The 16,968-nt window shown below is 40.6% G+C and carries 16 protein-coding genes and 1 pseudogene; 8 read left to right on the top strand and 9 right to left on the bottom strand.

From position 1 onward, the window contains the following. The first annotated feature begins 72 nt into the window (after positions 1–72). The 3 genes from AB4160_RS05265 to AB4160_RS05255 are packed head-to-tail and all read left to right on the top strand — an operon-like array spanning position 73 to position 3,875. Positions 73–3,315: a YdbH domain-containing protein gene (locus AB4160_RS05265; protein WP_372003789.1), complete on the top strand. Its 3,243-nt coding sequence runs from the start codon at positions 73–75 to the stop codon at positions 3,313–3,315. Positions 3,316–3,342: 27 nt separating this feature from the next. Further along, on the top strand, positions 3,343–3,525 hold the full coding sequence (locus tag AB4160_RS05260) for a YnbE family lipoprotein (protein WP_241901002.1): 183 nt from the start codon (positions 3,343–3,345) through the stop codon (positions 3,523–3,525). A 17-nt stretch (positions 3,526–3,542) separates the two neighbouring features. Beyond that, the gene (locus AB4160_RS05255; RefSeq protein ID WP_372003787.1) at positions 3,543–3,875 is read left to right on the top strand and encodes a YdbL family protein; all 333 of its coding nucleotides are present in this window, start codon (positions 3,543–3,545) and stop codon (positions 3,873–3,875) included. A 156-nt stretch (positions 3,876–4,031) separates the two neighbouring features. Here AB4160_RS05255 and AB4160_RS05250 read toward each other — a convergent pair whose 3' ends face one another. The 3 genes from AB4160_RS05250 to AB4160_RS05240 form a co-directional block, all read right to left on the bottom strand. After that, on the bottom strand, positions 4,032–4,439 hold the full coding sequence (locus AB4160_RS05250) for a hypothetical protein (protein ID WP_372003785.1): 408 nt from the start codon (positions 4,437–4,439) through the stop codon (positions 4,032–4,034). A 13-nt stretch (positions 4,440–4,452) separates the two neighbouring features. Continuing rightward, positions 4,453–5,091 carry a GNAT family N-acetyltransferase gene (locus AB4160_RS05245; RefSeq protein ID WP_102438183.1) on the bottom strand — a complete coding sequence of 213 codons (639 nt, stop codon included), beginning with the start codon at positions 5,089–5,091 and terminating at the stop codon, positions 4,453–4,455. A 223-nt stretch (positions 5,092–5,314) separates the two neighbouring features. Further along, the gene (locus tag AB4160_RS05240) at positions 5,315–7,210 is read right to left on the bottom strand and encodes a choice-of-anchor I family protein (protein WP_372003783.1); all 1,896 of its coding nucleotides are present in this window, start codon (positions 7,208–7,210) and stop codon (positions 5,315–5,317) included. A gap of 264 nt (positions 7,211–7,474) precedes the next feature. Here AB4160_RS05240 and AB4160_RS05235 point away from each other — a divergent pair, with 264 nt between their 5' ends. After that, a complete protein-coding gene (locus tag AB4160_RS05235; protein ID WP_372003781.1) occupies positions 7,475–8,686 on the top strand; it encodes a multidrug effflux MFS transporter in 1,212 nt (403 codons plus the stop codon). Between the two features lie 53 nt (positions 8,687–8,739). On the opposite strand, the gene AB4160_RS05230 is transcribed toward AB4160_RS05235, so the two are convergent. Next, entirely contained in the window at positions 8,740–9,345 is a 606-nt protein-coding gene (locus AB4160_RS05230) for a LysE family translocator (RefSeq protein ID WP_372003779.1), read from the bottom strand. Between the two features lie 412 nt (positions 9,346–9,757). On the opposite strand from AB4160_RS05230, the gene AB4160_RS05225 reads away from it, so the two are divergent. Further along, positions 9,758–11,476: an acetolactate synthase 3 large subunit gene (locus tag AB4160_RS05225; protein ID WP_102438190.1), complete on the top strand. Its 1,719-nt coding sequence runs from the start codon at positions 9,758–9,760 to the stop codon at positions 11,474–11,476. Then, entirely contained in the window at positions 11,476–11,970 is a 495-nt protein-coding gene (gene ilvN / locus AB4160_RS05220; RefSeq protein ID WP_076537586.1) for an acetolactate synthase small subunit, read from the top strand. Before AB4160_RS05225 ends, ilvN begins: the two co-directional genes overlap by 1 nt. A 407-nt stretch (positions 11,971–12,377) precedes the next feature. Here ilvN and AB4160_RS05215 read toward each other — a convergent pair. Beyond that, positions 12,378–12,545: pseudogene (locus tag AB4160_RS05215) on the bottom strand (transposase); the annotation flags it as partial. Between the two features lie 205 nt (positions 12,546–12,750). Between AB4160_RS05215 and AB4160_RS05210 the strand changes: the two are divergent. Further along, positions 12,751–14,172 carry a DEAD/DEAH box helicase gene (locus tag AB4160_RS05210; protein WP_102476243.1) on the top strand — a complete coding sequence of 474 codons (1,422 nt, stop codon included), beginning with the start codon at positions 12,751–12,753 and terminating at the stop codon, positions 14,170–14,172. Positions 14,173–14,360: 188 nt separating this feature from the next. Here the strand turns inward: AB4160_RS05210 and AB4160_RS05205 are convergent, their stop codons facing one another. The 3 genes from AB4160_RS05205 to AB4160_RS05195 all read right to left on the bottom strand — a co-directional run bounded on the left by AB4160_RS05205 (position 14,361) and on the right by AB4160_RS05195 (position 15,526). Next, the gene (locus AB4160_RS05205; protein WP_102476242.1) at positions 14,361–14,753 is read right to left on the bottom strand and encodes a VOC family protein; all 393 of its coding nucleotides are present in this window, start codon (positions 14,751–14,753) and stop codon (positions 14,361–14,363) included. Positions 14,754–14,836: 83 nt separating this feature from the next. Then, a complete protein-coding gene (locus AB4160_RS05200; protein ID WP_102438333.1) occupies positions 14,837–15,256 on the bottom strand; it encodes a VOC family protein in 420 nt (139 codons plus the stop codon). A 27-nt stretch (positions 15,257–15,283) separates the two neighbouring features. Continuing rightward, a complete protein-coding gene (locus tag AB4160_RS05195) occupies positions 15,284–15,526 on the bottom strand; it encodes a hypothetical protein (RefSeq protein WP_102476241.1) in 243 nt (80 codons plus the stop codon). Between the two features lie 115 nt (positions 15,527–15,641). On the opposite strand from AB4160_RS05195, the gene soxR reads away from it, so the two are divergent. After that, complete coding sequence (gene soxR, locus AB4160_RS05190) at positions 15,642–16,091, top strand: redox-sensitive transcriptional activator SoxR (RefSeq protein ID WP_102438202.1); 450 nt, start codon at positions 15,642–15,644, stop codon at positions 16,089–16,091. Positions 16,092–16,325: 234 nt separating this feature from the next. On the opposite strand, the gene AB4160_RS05185 is transcribed toward soxR, so the two are convergent. Then, positions 16,326–16,793 carry an Hsp20 family protein gene (locus AB4160_RS05185; protein WP_102438204.1) on the bottom strand — a complete coding sequence of 156 codons (468 nt, stop codon included), beginning with the start codon at positions 16,791–16,793 and terminating at the stop codon, positions 16,326–16,328. Positions 16,794–16,968: the final 175 nt, after the last annotated feature.

Below are 16,968 nucleotides of genomic sequence, written 5' to 3'. Positions count from 1 at the left end.
ATGACAGTTCGCCTTTTTACTGTTAAACGATTCTTTATCCTATGCTTTTTTACCATTGCATTAGGCTTGCTTGTGCTGCAACAAAATTTTCGCCCTATCGCCTTAAAAGTACTTAACACCCTCACCTCGGCTTATGATATTCAGGTTAAAGATCTCGCGGTTAGCTTTGATACTGTTAATAAACTCAATTTTAAATTTATCTCCCTTGAGTATGAAGATAGTGTAATTAGCTTACACAATGCCGAGCTAAGATTAGTCGATGGCTATGGCGCATTAAAAAACATGGCTCTGACAATACAAGATTTTGAGGCTGTTACAGTAGAAAGAATTAATGTTAACTTAGGTTATTCATTTCTTAAGCGCCGTTTTGTGGGTAAAGATAACCAAGCAACAACTGACGCTGATGTCGGCCTGAGTATCAATCATTTGCCGTTCATTGAGCTGGCTAAGATAAATATTTACTGGGCTGATGATAAAGACTTAACTCAGCCGTTAATCGAGGCGCATAATTTAAGCCTTGCTGCCAGTGGTCAAAATCAAAACATAGCAGTTAATCAAACAAGTCGTAAAAAAAGCGCTGCTACATCTTTTGCTACTTCAACTTCAACTTCAACAATACTGACAGGTAAGCTGTTGCTTATGCAGCAAGAGTTTATTGATATTGCGCTAAGCCTAAATCCACGTGAGTGGCAGCTTAATTCCGATGTCGATATCAATAAAGTGCTCCAAAGCCTGCAATTGCTGGAACAGTCAGTGACTCAGAGAATAACGGCCACCACGAATACAGATGAACAGCAGGGATTACAACTATTATCCCAAGCTTTAGCCCCTGTAATAACGCCTATTTCAGCGGCAAATTATCAATTTAATGGCAACTGGTTAGGGCAAACACGATTAGATTTACCAAGTGGGTCAATCAGCAGTCATCACGAAATTAGCAATATTGAAATCGCGCCAACTGCTGACAATAACGTTAATAGTACTATTAGCTTTAAACCTGAAATGCCCATCAGCCTCGAGGTTAATTATCAGCCACAAGATACACATAATGCTAATCAGCGGGTATCAATTTCTTTAGCGCCGTTTTCGTGGCAGCAATCCACCAGCCCAAAGGCGCTTATAAAACTCAGCGGTTACTTAAATGATATTCAAGGTAATCGTGCAGATAGCGTTGCCAACGTAAATCAAAAAGTCGAAGATCGCCAAAATCTCGAAAAAAACCAAAGTGAGAACAATATACAGTCATTACTGACTCAAGTTGCTAAGCTTAGCGCCGAGACAAATACAGGATTACCTAAGGGTGACGCCACTATTGACTGGTCTTTGGCGTTTAACTCACCGACTTACATGGATATCACACTGGCTAACGATAGCCCAAACTCAAATAGCCATTATGATTTACATATAGCTTCATTCAATGCACAAATAGCCCATCCACTGCTTACTACTCAGCTCATTTTTACTGATAACAGCGCCGCTATTGCTAATGAAAGCTACCAAGTAAAAAGCGCAATAAATGTTGATATCAACCAAGTTAAACCAATTGATTTAAGTCACTTAGATAATGTCGACAGTACTTTAATTATTGATGGCGCAAGCTTAACAGGCCAATTAGCTGTTGAGCATCAGCTAAGTCAAAATCACCCCACAACCAAAGTTAGCCTCAAACAAAACGCTCAATTACAGCTTAGTGATTTAAGCTTAATATCTGCCAACAAACTTATCGCCTTTGAGGGACTTAACTGGCAACAACAAGGGGCTAGCGAGCTTAGTTCAACCATTGACGGCAGCCAAATAAAGCTCAATGACTTCTCATTCGGATTTGATAAGTTTCATCTTCAAGATGTAAGCACAGCAACTGATACGATTAACGCCAAAGAATCGCTTGAAATACATTTAGGCCAATTTGCTGTTGATGCTAAACAAGCAATTGAGTTATTTATGCCAGCGACGTTACCCGTGGATGAATTAACCTCAAAGCTCTTACCTTCAAGTATGAACCAGCCTAAGAATCTAGCTAGTAACAATTCAACTAATGACATCAAAAGCCAACCAAGCTTACTTACGTCATTATTAAATCAGCGCAATAGCAGTGATTTAATCTGGCAATTAAACGATATCCGCATCGATAAATTGATCCCGACTAAATCAAAACTGCGCCGCTATCCACTACTGCGATTAGACAGCTTAACCCTTGAACAAAACCTGCAGTTACACAGCCAGCTGCTCACAGGTAAAGAGCTTTGGCAACTTGATGAGCTAGCACTATCGAGCTACCACCTACTGCAACTACCTAAAAATAATAATCCTTTATCATTAGCCGGTCAGTGGCACACTGACTCTGATTTAGCCCCTCTGCTTGGAGTGTTAGCGCAAACTCAAATGCTGCCGAGTGATTTATCCATTGCAGGCCATAATAAATTGGATGCTGGTTTTGCCCTTGTTGAAAGCCAAGGGGTATCCTTATTTGAAATGAAATTTACTCAGTCACTCTCTGATGTTGAGGCGCAGTACAACGAAATGTTTTTTGATAATGGCAGTATCAATGCCCAATGCCAATTTAACTGGCAACAAGCCCATAGCTCACAATTATTAACAAAAACCTACAGCCAAAGTCGATTATTGTGTCAACAAACTGAGCTAAACATTGCTAACGCCTATGTCGGCATAAACTTAGATGAACTCAATCTCAAAGCCGATATTTCATTAGGTAAAAATGAGCAAATACCTGCCAAGAACTGGTTACAAGAAATCACAGGTTTAAGTGATACAGACGTCAACTTAACAGCACGGGGCAATTTACTGGATGGCGAGTTTTTAATACCTGAGTTTTTTTTAAAATTACACGATAAGTCAGAAGGCTATTTGATGCTTAACGGCATTAGTTTACAAACCTTACTGGCAGCACAGCCTCAAGTAGGCGTATATGCCGATGGGATCTTTGACGGAGTCTTACCCGCGACTTTAGTTGATGGAAAAATTAATATTGCCGGAGGCCATTTAGCCGCCCGAGCCCCTGGCGGCTTAATCAAAGTCTCTAATAACCCAGCACTTGAGCAAGTGAAAGCAAGCCAACCTCATTTAGAGATAGTGGCGCAAGCATTAGAACACTTGCAGTATTCCGAGCTAATAAGCACACTTGATATGCAACAAAATGGCGATGCCCAATTAGCCGTTCAAGTAAAAGGACAAAGCAAAGATATTGAACGACCTATTCATTTGAACTACTCTCATGAAGAGAACCTATTTCAATTATACAAAAGCACGCAGATTGGTAACCAACTGCAAAATGATATTGAACGTTCCGTGAAGTAAAAGGACACCTTTGTGAACACTCAGTCGATTTACCGAATATTTCTTATTGCCGCATCAGTACTGCTGATAGGCGCCTGTACCCCAACCGTTAAAATTGAGCCACCAGATAAGCCTATTGTCATTAATCTTAATGTAAAAATTGAGCATGAAATCATTATAAAAATCGATAAAGAGCTCGATATTCTTTTAGAAGATGATGAGCTGTTTTAACCAATAAGGAAGCAATAATGAACACAAAAATCATGGCTTTAGTTTTAACGTTACTTCTAGGGTTAACACTGAGTTCAAATGTAGCTGCGTTGACATTGCAACAAGCTAAAGACCAAGGATTAGTTGGTGAGCAAACTAATGGTTATCTTGGTTTGGTGGTCAATGATAACGACGCAAAAACATTATTAACTGAGGTAAATAGTAAGCGAAAGCTACATTATCAAAAAATTGCCAAAAAGAATAAATTATCCACTGAAGATGTCGCTGCAAGAGCCGCGCAAAAAGCCATTGCCGCAGCCAGAAAAAGTCATTTTATCCAAACAGCTAAAGGGAAATGGACTCAAAAATAAATGACTAAATACCGATTTCAGTCGATCGATTATGGCTTGGAGCTTGGTATGAGAATTAACTGCATGAGGGATAATTGCATTATATGTACTAGCTCAGACTTTAACAAAACTAACGCGCCTTGGTTTAAAATACCTTGGCGCGCCGCAAACTTAAAATTACATAGTCACCATTGCCCAGTAATCGAGACGCGCCTTAGGGTCTAACACCGCTTTTTTACACACTTCTTTGTATTTATTCATTAACGGACCTAAGCCGCTTTGGCCTTGTAAACTGGCAAGCTGCTGGTTTTTCGCTTCTGTGACCGCTTTAGCCGCCTTTTCGGCACTTAAGTAGCCCGCGGCTAATTTTTCAGCTTCAACTGCTGATGTTTTCAATCTTTCACCAACCGGTTTCATCTGCGGCGCATTCATACCCATAATCATGCTAGAGCTAATTTGATAATATGCGGCACATTGGACTAATTCATTAGTAAATGCGGCTTCAGCTTTATCTTGCGCCTGTACGCTTAAGCTAGTGGCAACTAACGTGATCGCAGCGGCGAACTGATATCCATTTTTAAACATACTGTATCCTTTCTTAGTAATTAATTTCTGAGTGCGCAATGCTATTGCTAAATTGTTGTTGGTAATGAGCTAAACGATGCTTTAAATGCTGCTTAACCGTTGGCCATTCTGAATCAATAATGGAGTAAACAACTGTGTCTCTGACTGTGCCATCTTTCAAAAGTTTATGGTTTCTTAACACCCCATCTTGCTTAGCCCCAAGACGCGTAATTGCCTGCCTTGATGCTTGATTGTGCCAATGGGTGCGAAATTCCACCGCCATGACATCCAAGGTTGAAAACGCATAATCGAGTAATAACAATTTGGTTTCGGTGTTAACACCGGTGCGCTGGGCACGTTTTGCATACCAAGTGTAGCCAATTTCTAAGCGACGATTAGGTTGATCCCATTGGCAGATACGGGTGCTACCGATCACCTCACCTGAGGTTTTGTCCCGCACGGCAAAAGCCAATGCTTCGCCAAGTTGTTCTTGGGCTATGGCTTTTTCAACATAAGCTTTCATATCATTGGCATGGGGAACCGAGGTATACCAAAGCTCCCATAAGTTGCCATCAGCAGCTGCAAGACTTAGCGCTGGCACATGCTCGAGTGTTAACGGCTCTAAAATGACATGTTCACCCATTAAAAAAGTATGACTGTCTGCGTATGCCATTGAGTGCTCCTAGATAAATAGTTAACTTGATCAAACAATGACAGAATACATGATCTAGATCAGAATAAAATCACCTTTTTGCTATTAAAAACAACAATAATGTCTTGTCTCATACGAACCAAAAAACCAAAAAGACCAATATCAATTGATATTGGTCTTTGGAGTAAGTGTTCTGAGTCAAGATTGCTGCTCGAGTGTAACGATGGATTTAGCTTATTTTGTGCTAATTAAAACTTATTTGATAAACACTGGTGCTGCCGCTTACTTCATTGCCAATAATTAATAATGGCAAACCTGTAGGGCTATCCTCAGCTAGAATAAATTTCATCCCTTCAGGGCCTAAATCACCCACAAGCTCAGGTTGCCCACTCATGGTTTCGCCGTCTATTTCAAAGTCGATATCAAAATCACGGTTCACCACATAGTCAATAAAACTGACGTCAAAAGGATTAGTAATATCGTAAATCATTATCCCAGATGTACGCTCTAAGCCGATGAAAGCATAATTTTTATCACCGATTCTACCTATCGCTAGCGCTTCAGGCTCAGGACCTTTATCATCACTGCGACTATCGCCTTTGCTTTCTTCATTATGATTGTTGAAGTTTTCACCTAGCACTGCTGCGGTAATCCTCTCAAAGTCATTACCACTATCAAAGACTAATTGACCAGCATGACTCCAGATAGAAAATGAGCGGCCACCATAAGATACAATTTTATCAAAATCGCCGTCATTATCATCATCACCCATGCTAGTGGTAACCTTTAATCGGCCTAATTGAGTTTTATCTTGGGCGGCTAATATTTGCGGGTGGCTTGAGTCTAAAATCAAATCATCGGCGCGGGCTTCTTCAGAAAAACCATCATAATCACGAGCATCACCTTCATTGGCTGTGACAATAAAGTCTTGTCCATGCCATTGATAACTGGCGATAGTGTCAGGCTGATACATCCCATAGACACCAGCATAATTAACGATATTAATGGCATCATCTTTGTCGCTGGAATCAAGCTCATTACCTGCTTTACCGTAATCTTTAAGGCCTAAAGCATTAATGGCTTCGACGGTATTATTCTCTAAGTTAATCACTGCGATAGCATTGTTTTCTTGTAAGCTGACATAAGCAAACTGATTATCTTTGGACACTGCAATATACTCAGGCTCAAGATCCTGTGAAACTGAAGCGTTTGGTCCATTAATCTTAATCATATTACTAAGCTCATTATGGCGAGCTTCACCTAGATTAAATTCATTAAAATCAATCAAAGTAGCAGTATCTGCTGGCAGACCATCGGTAATCTCTATCAACGCAATAGTACCTTCTGGATCAACGCTATAATCAGAGTTTGGCTCACCTTCATTTGCTATAACCAGTTTGGCACCATCATGGGTAAAAACCACATTATCCGGTAATGCCCCTACTTCTACGGCCTTAATAAATTCAGGCTCTGCAGTGGCTGATAATTGATAAAATGCAACGATACCCTTGCCTTGGGTCGCATTGCCGGCACTATCAGCTCTTTCAACTGCAGCGGCTAATAAGTCGCCATAAATACTGACACTGTTGACGCTGCCTAAATCATTAATTTCAGCATCTTCAGCAACGTTTACACTTAAGGTTTTAGTAAGGTTGTTTAAAGTAATCGCAGTTATGTCATCGGAACTAACCCTTGCTAACGAAGATAAGTCTAGGACATCTAACATGCCACTTTGTGCATTAACTACATATACGCTGTTGCTAGCCTGATGAAAGTCAACAATTTCTGCTGCGCTTTGGCCAAAAGTTCCTGACTCATAACGACCGATTAGTCCTAACTGCAATTGACCTTGAGCTTCAGCACATAGTATTTGAGTTTGGCCAGTAAGCACTTCATCTGTGTCTAAAACACCATTTATGTTTACATCAATCCCCGTGTCGATCTGTTGACCACCAAATGGACACTGGCTATTACCAGCAGTTAATTCAGTGATTGAGATTAACGAGCTTAAACCATTCGTACCATCAACACCTTGAACGCCATTAAGACCATCATCACCATTACAGCCTGCTAGCAGCATCATTGACATTACTGTGGTTAACGGCAAAAGTGTGGTTAACGGAAAAATTTTCGTTTTCATGCTTTAGTCTCTATTAAGTAATTGTTGCAAAGTTGGGCGCTAAGCTACTCAAGTCCGATGACACTAAAACGACAACAATGTTACTTTAATGTTAAGCCTCGACAGTCTGATTTAGTAAAGATTAAAATACACTTAATTCCTGATATTTTTCGATGCTGATCACCTTTTTCATGGTAAAATTTTGCCAGAATTTCGTACTCTCTTTCCTATAAAATTCTTCGATGTGATCCTATTTTATGTCTATCCAATGAGGTTTTTGTCAGCATGTCTTCTAACTCTCCTTCTGTGACCTCGGCGCAGAACTCCCCAAACCTTGCCATGCTTATTCCGATGCTGGCTGCGATTGTGGCCATAACCCCATTAGCCATCGATATGTATTTACCAGCAATGTCTGCCATTGCTGACAGCTATTCAACCCATGTCACTACAGTGCAGCAATCGTTAAGTATTTACCTTGCGGGCTACGCGCTAGGGATGCTCACTTTTGGCCCGCTTGCTGATCGCTTTGGCCGTAGACCCTTGGTCATTTTTGGCTTAAGTGGGTTTACCTTAATCAGTTTCTTTATTTCTATCACCGCTAATATTGAGTTATTTTTAGCGCTGCGTTTTTCCCAAGCATTTATTGGCGCAGCTGCCACGGTTGTGGTACCTGGTTATATTAAGGAAGTTTATGGTGACAATACTGCCAAAGGAATGTCTTACGTCAGCTTAATAATGATGTTAGCGCCGTTACTTGCGCCCAGTGTAGGCAGTTTAATTTTAGAAGTGGGTGAATGGCCGTTAATCTTTTTAAGCCAAAGTTGTTATGCTATATTTTTGCTTTTGTTGATTATTTTTAAATTAAAAATGCCCAGCGACAAAGCAAAAGATGCCCGCAGTAATAAGTCTTTTTTAAACGCCTATAAAACCGTGCTGAGCCGCCAAGGTGTGAAACTCAATATTAGTTGCGGAGTACTGACTTCCTTTGCGTTTTTCTGTTATTTAACAGCTTCGCCTTTCATTTATATGGAAGTCTTTGATTTAGATAAAACCTTATTTTCAATATTATTCAGTACTAATGTCGGCGCTCTGATGTTGGCGAACATTTTAAACTCTCGAATTGTCGGGCGTTTTGGCTCAAACAGAATGCTGTTTGCTGCAACCGTGTTTGCCACCTTAGCAGCCGCAGGTTTGTTGCTGGTGAATCTTTTAGGCTTGAGTTACCACTTTACTGTCGCCATGCTGATCCCATTAATGGGCTGTTTAGGAGTGATGTCAGTTAATGCCGATGCCATTGTGTTGATGAAATTTAAACAAGAAACCGGTACTGCAACGGCTGTAATTGGCACTCTGAGATTTGGCTTTGGCTCATTAGCTGGCCCTTTATTGGCTTTCTTTTATACTGGCACCGCAGTGCCATTTTCGGCGATGATGTTGTTATCAGTAATGCTGGTAATGGGTTGTTTATTGTTTCAACGTACCCAGCCAAGAAACTAATCATCTAGCGGCTTGAACTTGTAATAAAACGGCTCATAAAGAGCCGTTTAAATTCACACTAACACCATAGGTAATGTGCTTAGTAACATCGCCGCCATCAACCAATTAAAATTTCGCTGACGAATAGGTGTGTTTAACTTCTGACTGATAGAAGAGCCTATCAGTACCCAAAGCAATGACATTGGTAGCCCTACAATATTGAATACCAGCACCCCACCAATTGCCGTTGTCCAATATAAATCACCACTAATAGTAAATGCGCTTAATAAGCTAATTGAAGCCATCCATGTTTTAGGGTTTATCCATTGGAAAAAGGCCGCTTCAACTAAGGTTATCGGCTTAGCCCTTTCGCTGGCTTGATTGCGTCCATGTTGCGTGGCTATTTTGACCGCGAAATAGATCAAGTAGCCAATGGATGCATATTTTAACATCTGATGCAGTAGCGGCCATGACTCAAATAAAGACCCTAACCCCAATAACATAGCCACATGCAAACTGGTTTGGCCTAAACGGATCCCAATCATATGCGGTACGGTTTGTTTAACACCAAAATTAGCACCAGAGTTAGCCAATAGCACATTATTAGGCCCTGGCGTACCCGTCATGGTAGCGCAAAATAGTGCGGCCGATAGCATCAACATGACAACAGATGGGTCCATACATTTCCTATTTAAACATTTTTAATCAAATCACCTTAAACTCAGCAAATACCTGTTCGAAAAACAACACGATACAAGCAAGCGTAATATACTCGGTTTAATTCAAGTTTCTGCAGTTTTCACGCTTTTTAATTAATTTAAAACGCCTAATTGTCATTTATCTTGAACAATCATGAAATACTTTCACCTAAATTACTTTATTTCAACAAGACACTTGTATCGTGCTCAAAAATAAATATGATGAAGGTATCTTGGAAATCAGCAAGATACATATTTAGTCAAATTATCTGAGGCGGTTTTCTACTGCGTAGATAAGCGAGTTCGAATTACCGTTCGGGCTTATTTTTAGAACGATTACCGTCGTTGTAGCAAGATACTGTTTACCATAACGGTAACTTAAGAGGATTTAGCAATGGAAAAATTATCCGGCGCCAGCATGATAGTGCGCTCGTTAATCGATGAAGGCGTAAAACACATTTTCGGCTACCCAGGTGGCTCAGTACTCGACATCTACGATGCGCTGCACAAAGATTCTGGCGTAGAGCATATCCTAGTAAGACATGAACAAGCAGCTGTGCATATGGCTGATGGTTATGCCCGCGCCACCGGTGATGTGGGTGTCGTACTGGTAACCTCTGGTCCTGGTGCTACTAACGCCATTACCGGTATTGCTACCGCCTACATGGACTCTATTCCTTTAGTGGTTTTATCAGGCCAAGTTCCGAGTAATTTGATTGGTAATGATGCTTTCCAAGAATGTGACATGATTGGGATCTCACGCCCTATTGTCAAACATAGCTTTTTAGTTAAAGATCCCCGTGAAATCCCCGAAATCATCAAAAAAGCTTTTTATATTGCAGCAACCGGTAGACCTGGCCCTGTCGTAGTTGATTTACCAAAAGATTGCTTAAACCCTGAAGTCCTGCACGAATACATTTACCCTGAAAGCGTTAATATGCGCTCTTACAATCCGACAACCGCAGGCCACAAAGGTCAGATACGCCGTGGATTACAAGCGCTGTTATCGGCTAAAAAACCGGTGTTATATGTGGGCGGCGGCGCTATTATTTCAGGTTGCGACCAACAAATTATTCGCCTAGCTGAAAAGCTCAATATTCCAGTCATTAATACCTTAATGGGCTTAGGCGCATTCCCTGGCACTCACCCACAATGCTTAGGTATGTTAGGCATGCACGGTTTATATGAAGCTAATATGGCGATGCACAACTGTGACTTAATTTTTGGTATTGGGGTGCGTTTTGATGACCGTACCACCAATAATGTAGAAAAATATTGCCCTAATGCCACCATTTTGCATATCGATATTGATCCGGCATCTATTTCTAAAACCATACGAGTGGATATACCGATTGTTGGCTCTGCTGAAAATATCCTCGATAGCATGTTAGCTTTACTTGATGACACCGAAAAAACCAACGACAGCGAAGCGCTTGATGCTTGGTGGGTTGAGATTAATCAATGGCGCGAAAAAAATTGTTTAGCCTATGACAAATCAAGTAATCGCATAAAGCCACAGCAAGTGATCGAAACACTGCATAAATTAACCAATGGCGATGCCTACGTCACCTCTGATGTGGGTCAGCACCAAATGTTTGCCGCGCTTTACTATCCATTTGATAAGCCACGCCGTTGGATTAACTCAGGCGGGCTTGGCACCATGGGCTTTGGTTTACCTGCTGCCATGGGCGTAAAAATGGCGATGCCAGATGAAACCGTAGTGTGTGTTACGGGTGATGGTTCAATCCAAATGAATATTCAAGAACTTTCAACTGCGCTGCAATATGACACCCCAGTAAAAATCATTAATTTGAATAACCGTTTCTTAGGTATGGTTAAGCAATGGCAAGACATGATTTATTCAGGTCGTCATTCACACTCTTATATGGATTCAGTGCCTAATTTTGCCAAAATCGCTGAAGCTTATGGCCATGTTGGCATGACGATTAGTGATCCTAACGAATTAGAGTCAAAGTTAGCTGAAGCATTGGCAATGAAAGACAAGTTAGTCTTTGTTGATATTAGCGTTGATGAAACAGAGCATGTTTATCCAATGTTGATCCGTGGAGAAGCAATGAAAGATATGTGGTTAAGTAAAACGGAGAGAAGCTAATGCGTCGTATTATTTCTGTATTATTAGAAAACCAACCAGGGGCATTGTCTCGTGTGGTTGGACTGTTTTCTCAGCGTGGCTACAACATCGAAAGCTTAACCGTTGCGCCAACAGAAGACACCACCCTGTCACGCCTTAATATTACGGTGAATGCTGAAGCTGATGTTCACGAACAAATTGAAAAGCAACTTCATAAGTTAATTGATATTTTAAAAGTCTCTAACATAACTGAAAATGCCCATATTGAGCGAGAACTGGCATTGGTCAAAGTTAAAGCCCAAGGAGAGATGCGTGAAGAAGTCAAACGCACTGCTGATATCTTCCGAGGTCAAATAGTGGATGTCACCGCCAGCTTGTATACCATTCAAATGGCCGGTACCAGCGAAAAAATAGATGCCTTCATCAGCGCGCTTGCTGAAGTCACAAAGGTAATTGAAGTTTCTCGCTCAGGCGTTGTAGGTCTTGCCCGTGGCGAGAAAGTCATGAAAGCATAGTGTTTACTTTTTACATGGCTAGTAACAAGTCTATGTATAAAAAAGTGTCACAATAAAGGGAGCTGATTAGCTCCCTTTTTTATGCTTATTATTGACCCCTCCTGAGATAACCTGTTTTTGAGGCTAATTGATTCACTGTTCATATTTGAGAGCAATAATGTTTGATCAGAAATGGCAGGGGCTTGCTTATTTATTGAACTTCGACTTGATGAAGTTTGATCGTTTTCACTAGCTGAAGTGAAGTTATTGTCAATTGAAAACAATATCGTTTGATCATTTTGTAACTCACCTCTGGACATTTCCGAGTTAGATCTCTAAATCTAATTGGTGAATTTAGGATTAAAATTTCTATGCTAAGTGAGTTCAACTACAAATGAGTGGCCAAATTCACCTTGTCACTACACTAAACGTTCATTTCCTACAAATGCCAGTAACTCTTTGGGTTGCTCACCTTTAATCGCTGAATTTATGCATCGTTGAATACTAGTGTAATCTGAAGTTTCAGGTGTTGCAGCCATTTGCGCGCGAATTGGATTCAAATCAACATAGGCCATACAGGCAAGAACTGCTGCGTCAAAACTTTATTGACTGCCGACAGATCATATTGATTCACCTTGTTAGCTTTACGCTTAAAGCGAAAACAGCCCTACCCTATATTTTGCTCACTCTGTTATACTAACCAGCTATTCTTTACCACTGCGCCATGATTAACGCTAAACCAAACATTAATCATTGCTGACAGTGTTGTTAATTATCATTTTACTTTACCCGAGATTACACATGCCATTTTCGAAGCTGGGATTAAGCGATCCAATAATCAGTGCACTTAGTTCTTTAGGTTATACCAAGCCGACTCCCATTCAATCTAAGGCTATACCTGTTGCTTTATCGGGTAAAAATATCATTGCCGCGGCGCAAACCGGCACCGGTAAAACAGCCAGCTTTGTACTGCCTATTATCGAACGCTTTAAAGCCCCCCATAAGGTACGTGGCAAACGCGTCAAAGCACTGGTATTAGCACCTACCCGTGAACTGGTGATTCAGGTTGAGCAAAACATCAAAAAATACAGCCAGAACTTATCAATAAATTCAATGGTCATGTATGGCGGCGTTGACAGTAATGCCCAAAAGCAAAAGCTCATTGAAGGCATTGATATCCTGGTGGCAACGCCTGGCCGTTTGCTGGATATGTATACTCAACGTGCCGTTAACTTTGACGAGCTTGAAGTGTTAGTGCTTGATGAAGCCGATAGAATGCTGGATATGGGCTTTATTGAAGACATTAACCGCATCATCGAATTGTTGCCTGATGAACGTCAAAACATGTTGTTTTCAGCCACTTTGTCTAACCAAGTTCGCGCTCTGGCTAAATCAGCTATGCGTAACCCAGTGCAAATTTCAGTGGTTGAAGATGCTGACGCAGCGCCAAAAATTGATCAATGGTTAGTTACCGTTGATAAAGAAAAGAAGTCAGCATTACTAAGCCAGTTAATTAAAGACAACGATTGGAAACAAGCGCTGATCTTTATCGAAACTAAACACGGTGCAGCAAAGCTGGTGACTCAATTAGAAAAGCGCGGCATTATTGCTGAGTCTTTTCATAGTGGTCGTAGCCAGCCGATACGTGAGCAATTACTTAAAGATTTTAAAGATGGAAAAATCACCTATCTTATTGCCACTGGTGTTGCTTCTCGTGGTATTGATATTGATGACTTACCTATCGTCATTAACTACGACTTACCATACCCTGCTGATGATTATGTGCATCGCATTGGTCGTACTGGCCGTGCTGGGGCGTCTGGTATTGCAGTGTCATTGGTGTCAAAAGATGACTTTAAAAATCTCTGCGCAATTGAGCGCCGTTTGGGTCACTTAATTGTCCGTAAAGAAGTTGAAGGCTTTACTACGCGTAAAGAAGTACCGATTTCAATCTTAGATTTTGTCCCTAAGAATGCCAAAGTGCCAAAAGCGAAAACTGATGACAAGCCAACGCTTTCTCGTGGCAAGTCAGATAAGCCAAAGAATAATCATTACGATAAAAATAAAGCCAAACGCTTTAACAAAGAAAGCGCAGCTAAAAGCCCATATAAAACTAGTGACCGCGGCGAGAATAGAAGCTCAGACTCTCGCAAGCCTAGTAAAAATAACACCAGCAGATCAGTGCCCAATGGCACTGGCGCTGTAAACCCTTGGGGTAAATAGGCTGATATTTTTATAGCCGCTAGGTTAAAAGCCACACTTGGTCAATATTGTTTAAAGCGCCGCTAATTTAATAGCGGCGCTTTTTTAATGCTGATTACCTCAGTATGAGTATCTGTAGTTAATGGTTAATGGTTAATGGTTAATGGTTAATGGTTAATGGTTAATGGTTAATGGTTAATGGTTAATGGTTATTTATCACGAATAGTCACTCGCCACGGTGGATTTAATCGATTCTCTCCTGCCCAATACAGCTTTATCTTATTACCTGCAGGATCAAACAGCCTTGCTTCACGCCATAAATAGTCTTGATCTGTGGGCAAAGTTTCAAATTCGATGCCTTTTTTAATCAGCTGATTAACCCATTCATCTAGTTGCTCATGTTCAAAATAGATAACGGTTCGGTTATCACTCATATTCAATTGCAGCTCATCTAAGGTTAATGAAAAACTGGCCTCACCATCAGGACACATAAAACGAGCGTAATGGGCAGTATTAACGATTTGAGTAAAACCGAGAGTTAAATAAAACTCACAGGCTTTAGTCATATTATTAACCGTTAAGGTAACTTGATTAAGATGCATACTGACTCCGACTTAAGATAAATCTCCAACTAATACTGTTCGTTTTTACTGTTGCTTATACTATTTATAAGCGCCAATGAAACTTAAACATAACGATTTCGTTCACTGGGAATATCCGTTAAATACTGGACAAACTCTACCTCAATGCCATCAGGGTCAAGATAATAAACACTGTCAGAGTAAGTATCTTCACGGCCTTTAATCGCTATTTCAAAACCAGCTTGCTCCATTCTTGCCATTAAACTTTTAAGATCTGACACCACATAAGCAAAATGGGCTAAGCCTAAATCATAACCTTCATTGGGACGCATTTTTCCTTTACCGCCATCGTTAAGCGATAAGTAATTATATTCATCACCAAAGTGCAGCCATTTACGCTGCACCCCATGCCACTCACCTTCACCACCGCCGCGAACTTGCCAATGGGGAAAAGCTGCCCGATAAAACGCTAAGCTAGCGTCTAAATTTTGTACTACTAAATTTAAATGCTCTAATCGCATAATCATATTCCTTGTTTTAAAAAGCTGACATTACTTATTAATCATCACTTGATTGAATAGGGTTCGGCTTAGTTCAATAACCGCTGTGATTGCGTTTTCTGCTGACAAATCATGATTCTTAGCGCCACTTGGGGAGCGGCTTGGGTCATCTGAAGCATCATAAGCTTGCTCAGTGACCACTTCCTTAGAGGGTTTGATTACTGTAGTAACCGGAGTTGTTGTTCGATGACTGAATGTATTCACTTGTTCAGTTTTAAAAATTAAATACGTCATTTTGCCTCCTGCATTGCAACGATTTTTAAATCAACTTGTTGTAATATAGTGCCACTATAAAACCTCAACCTTGGTTGAGGTAAAGTATTATTTTTACTGTAATAGGAATATTTTGATGCTTGATGAAATGGATTTAACAGTCGGGCAAGTGGCCAAGCGTTGCGGCATAAAAGTCTCAAGCTTGCATTTTTATGAATCAAAAGGCTTGATCACCAGTTTGCGCAATCAAGGCAATCAGCGCCGCTATCGCCGAGATGTGATCAGGCGGATATCCGTGATAAAAGCCGCCCAAACCATGGGAATAAGCTTGCAGGATATCAAGCAGGCATTTAGCCACCTTCCCAATGAACGCACCCCAACCCCTGAAGACTGGGCGTTGCTATCGACCAAGTGGCAAAATCAGTTAACTAGAAAAATCAATTATTTGACTAATTTACGTGACTCTCTAGATGGCTGTATTGGTTGTGGATGTTTATCAATGAAAAACTGCCCCATATACAATCCTAATGATGAACTGGGTAACAATGATGCTGGTGCGGTCATTTTAGATAGAGCGCTTAAATAGGGGCTTGTGACTTTTACGAGCAGTGCTTTTATTGAAAGCGACGTTATCGCGAAGTGCTTTTGTTGAGAGTGACTTTAATGTGGGATCAATAATGTGGCGTCAATTTGTTGTGAGGGGCTTTATAAACAGTCATAAGGCAAAAAGCCCAACTAGGAAAATGAATCTAGTTGGGCAAAAATCAGGGAAGAGATGAAACTAGTGCCCTTTATTATTTACCTAAAGGGCGGTAACGCATTAACTTTCAATCGTATTACTGGTAGCGCTGCGCGCAGAATTGATTTGAATTTTACGTGCTTTTAACGCTTCAGGGATTTCTCTTACTAAATCAACATTTAATAAACCATTTTCTAATTCAGCACCAACAACCTTGACATGGTCTGCTAACTGGAAAGTGCGCTCAAATCCACGCTCTGCGATACCTTGATGTAAGTATTTACGTTCATCGTTTACTGCAGCCACTTTACTGCCTTTGATAAGTAACTTGTCACCTTCGCTAGTGATATCAAGTTCTTGCATACTAAATCCAGCAACCGCCATAGTGATACGGTAGCGATTTTCGCCAAGTAATTCGATGTTGTATGGAGGGTAACCGGTGTTACCATTTTGTACTGCGGCGTGTTCAGCCATTTTAGCTAAACGATCAAAACCAATCGCACTACGATAAAGAGGAGTTAAATCTGGAGTTAAATTAAATTTACGCATTGTCATATCCTTGTCTAAAGCAATATGTGAAAAATAAAATGCCATTATTGGCTGTTTGTCATTACCCTTGCGGCGTAATGCTAGTTAGTACCTCTATTGAGCGTGCCTAACTTACAACTAGATATGAGAACGATATTTTATTTTTCAAGTAAATTAGCAAAAATAATTTTTCCTT

This window comes from Shewanella sp. 10N.286.51.B8 (genome assembly GCF_041469325.1).
In the GTDB taxonomy this organism is placed as follows: Bacteria; Pseudomonadota; Gammaproteobacteria; order Enterobacterales; family Shewanellaceae; genus Shewanella.
Note: the sequence above shows the minus strand (reverse complement) of the source record. Positions and strands in the feature narration are given on the sequence as shown.

Excerpts from the sequence above, each read along its gene's own strand:
- soxR (WP_102438202.1), top strand. The coding sequence starts at position 15,642 with ATGCTTGATGAAATGGATTTAACAGTCGGGCAAGTGGCCAAGCGTTGC.
- AB4160_RS05245 (WP_102438183.1), bottom strand. The coding sequence starts at position 5,091 with ATGGCATACGCAGACAGTCATACTTTTTTAATGGGTGAACATGTCATT.
- AB4160_RS05185 (WP_102438204.1), bottom strand. The coding sequence starts at position 16,793 with ATGCGTAAATTTAATTTAACTCCAGATTTAACTCCTCTTTATCGTAGT.
- AB4160_RS05195 (WP_102476241.1), bottom strand. The coding sequence starts at position 15,526 with ATGACGTATTTAATTTTTAAAACTGAACAAGTGAATACATTCAGTCAT.
- AB4160_RS05205 (WP_102476242.1), bottom strand. The coding sequence starts at position 14,753 with ATGCATCTTAATCAAGTTACCTTAACGGTTAATAATATGACTAAAGCC.
- AB4160_RS05230 (WP_372003779.1), bottom strand. The coding sequence starts at position 9,345 with ATGGACCCATCTGTTGTCATGTTGATGCTATCGGCCGCACTATTTTGC.
- ilvN (WP_076537586.1), top strand. The coding sequence starts at position 11,476 with ATGCGTCGTATTATTTCTGTATTATTAGAAAACCAACCAGGGGCATTG.
- AB4160_RS05240 (WP_372003783.1), bottom strand. The coding sequence starts at position 7,210 with ATGAAAACGAAAATTTTTCCGTTAACCACACTTTTGCCGTTAACCACA.
- AB4160_RS05225 (WP_102438190.1), top strand. The coding sequence starts at position 9,758 with ATGGAAAAATTATCCGGCGCCAGCATGATAGTGCGCTCGTTAATCGAT.
- AB4160_RS05210 (WP_102476243.1), top strand. The coding sequence starts at position 12,751 with ATGCCATTTTCGAAGCTGGGATTAAGCGATCCAATAATCAGTGCACTT.
- AB4160_RS05235 (WP_372003781.1), top strand. The coding sequence starts at position 7,475 with ATGTCTTCTAACTCTCCTTCTGTGACCTCGGCGCAGAACTCCCCAAAC.
- AB4160_RS05250 (WP_372003785.1), bottom strand. The coding sequence starts at position 4,439 with ATGTTTAAAAATGGATATCAGTTCGCCGCTGCGATCACGTTAGTTGCC.
- AB4160_RS05255 (WP_372003787.1), top strand. The coding sequence starts at position 3,543 with ATGAACACAAAAATCATGGCTTTAGTTTTAACGTTACTTCTAGGGTTA.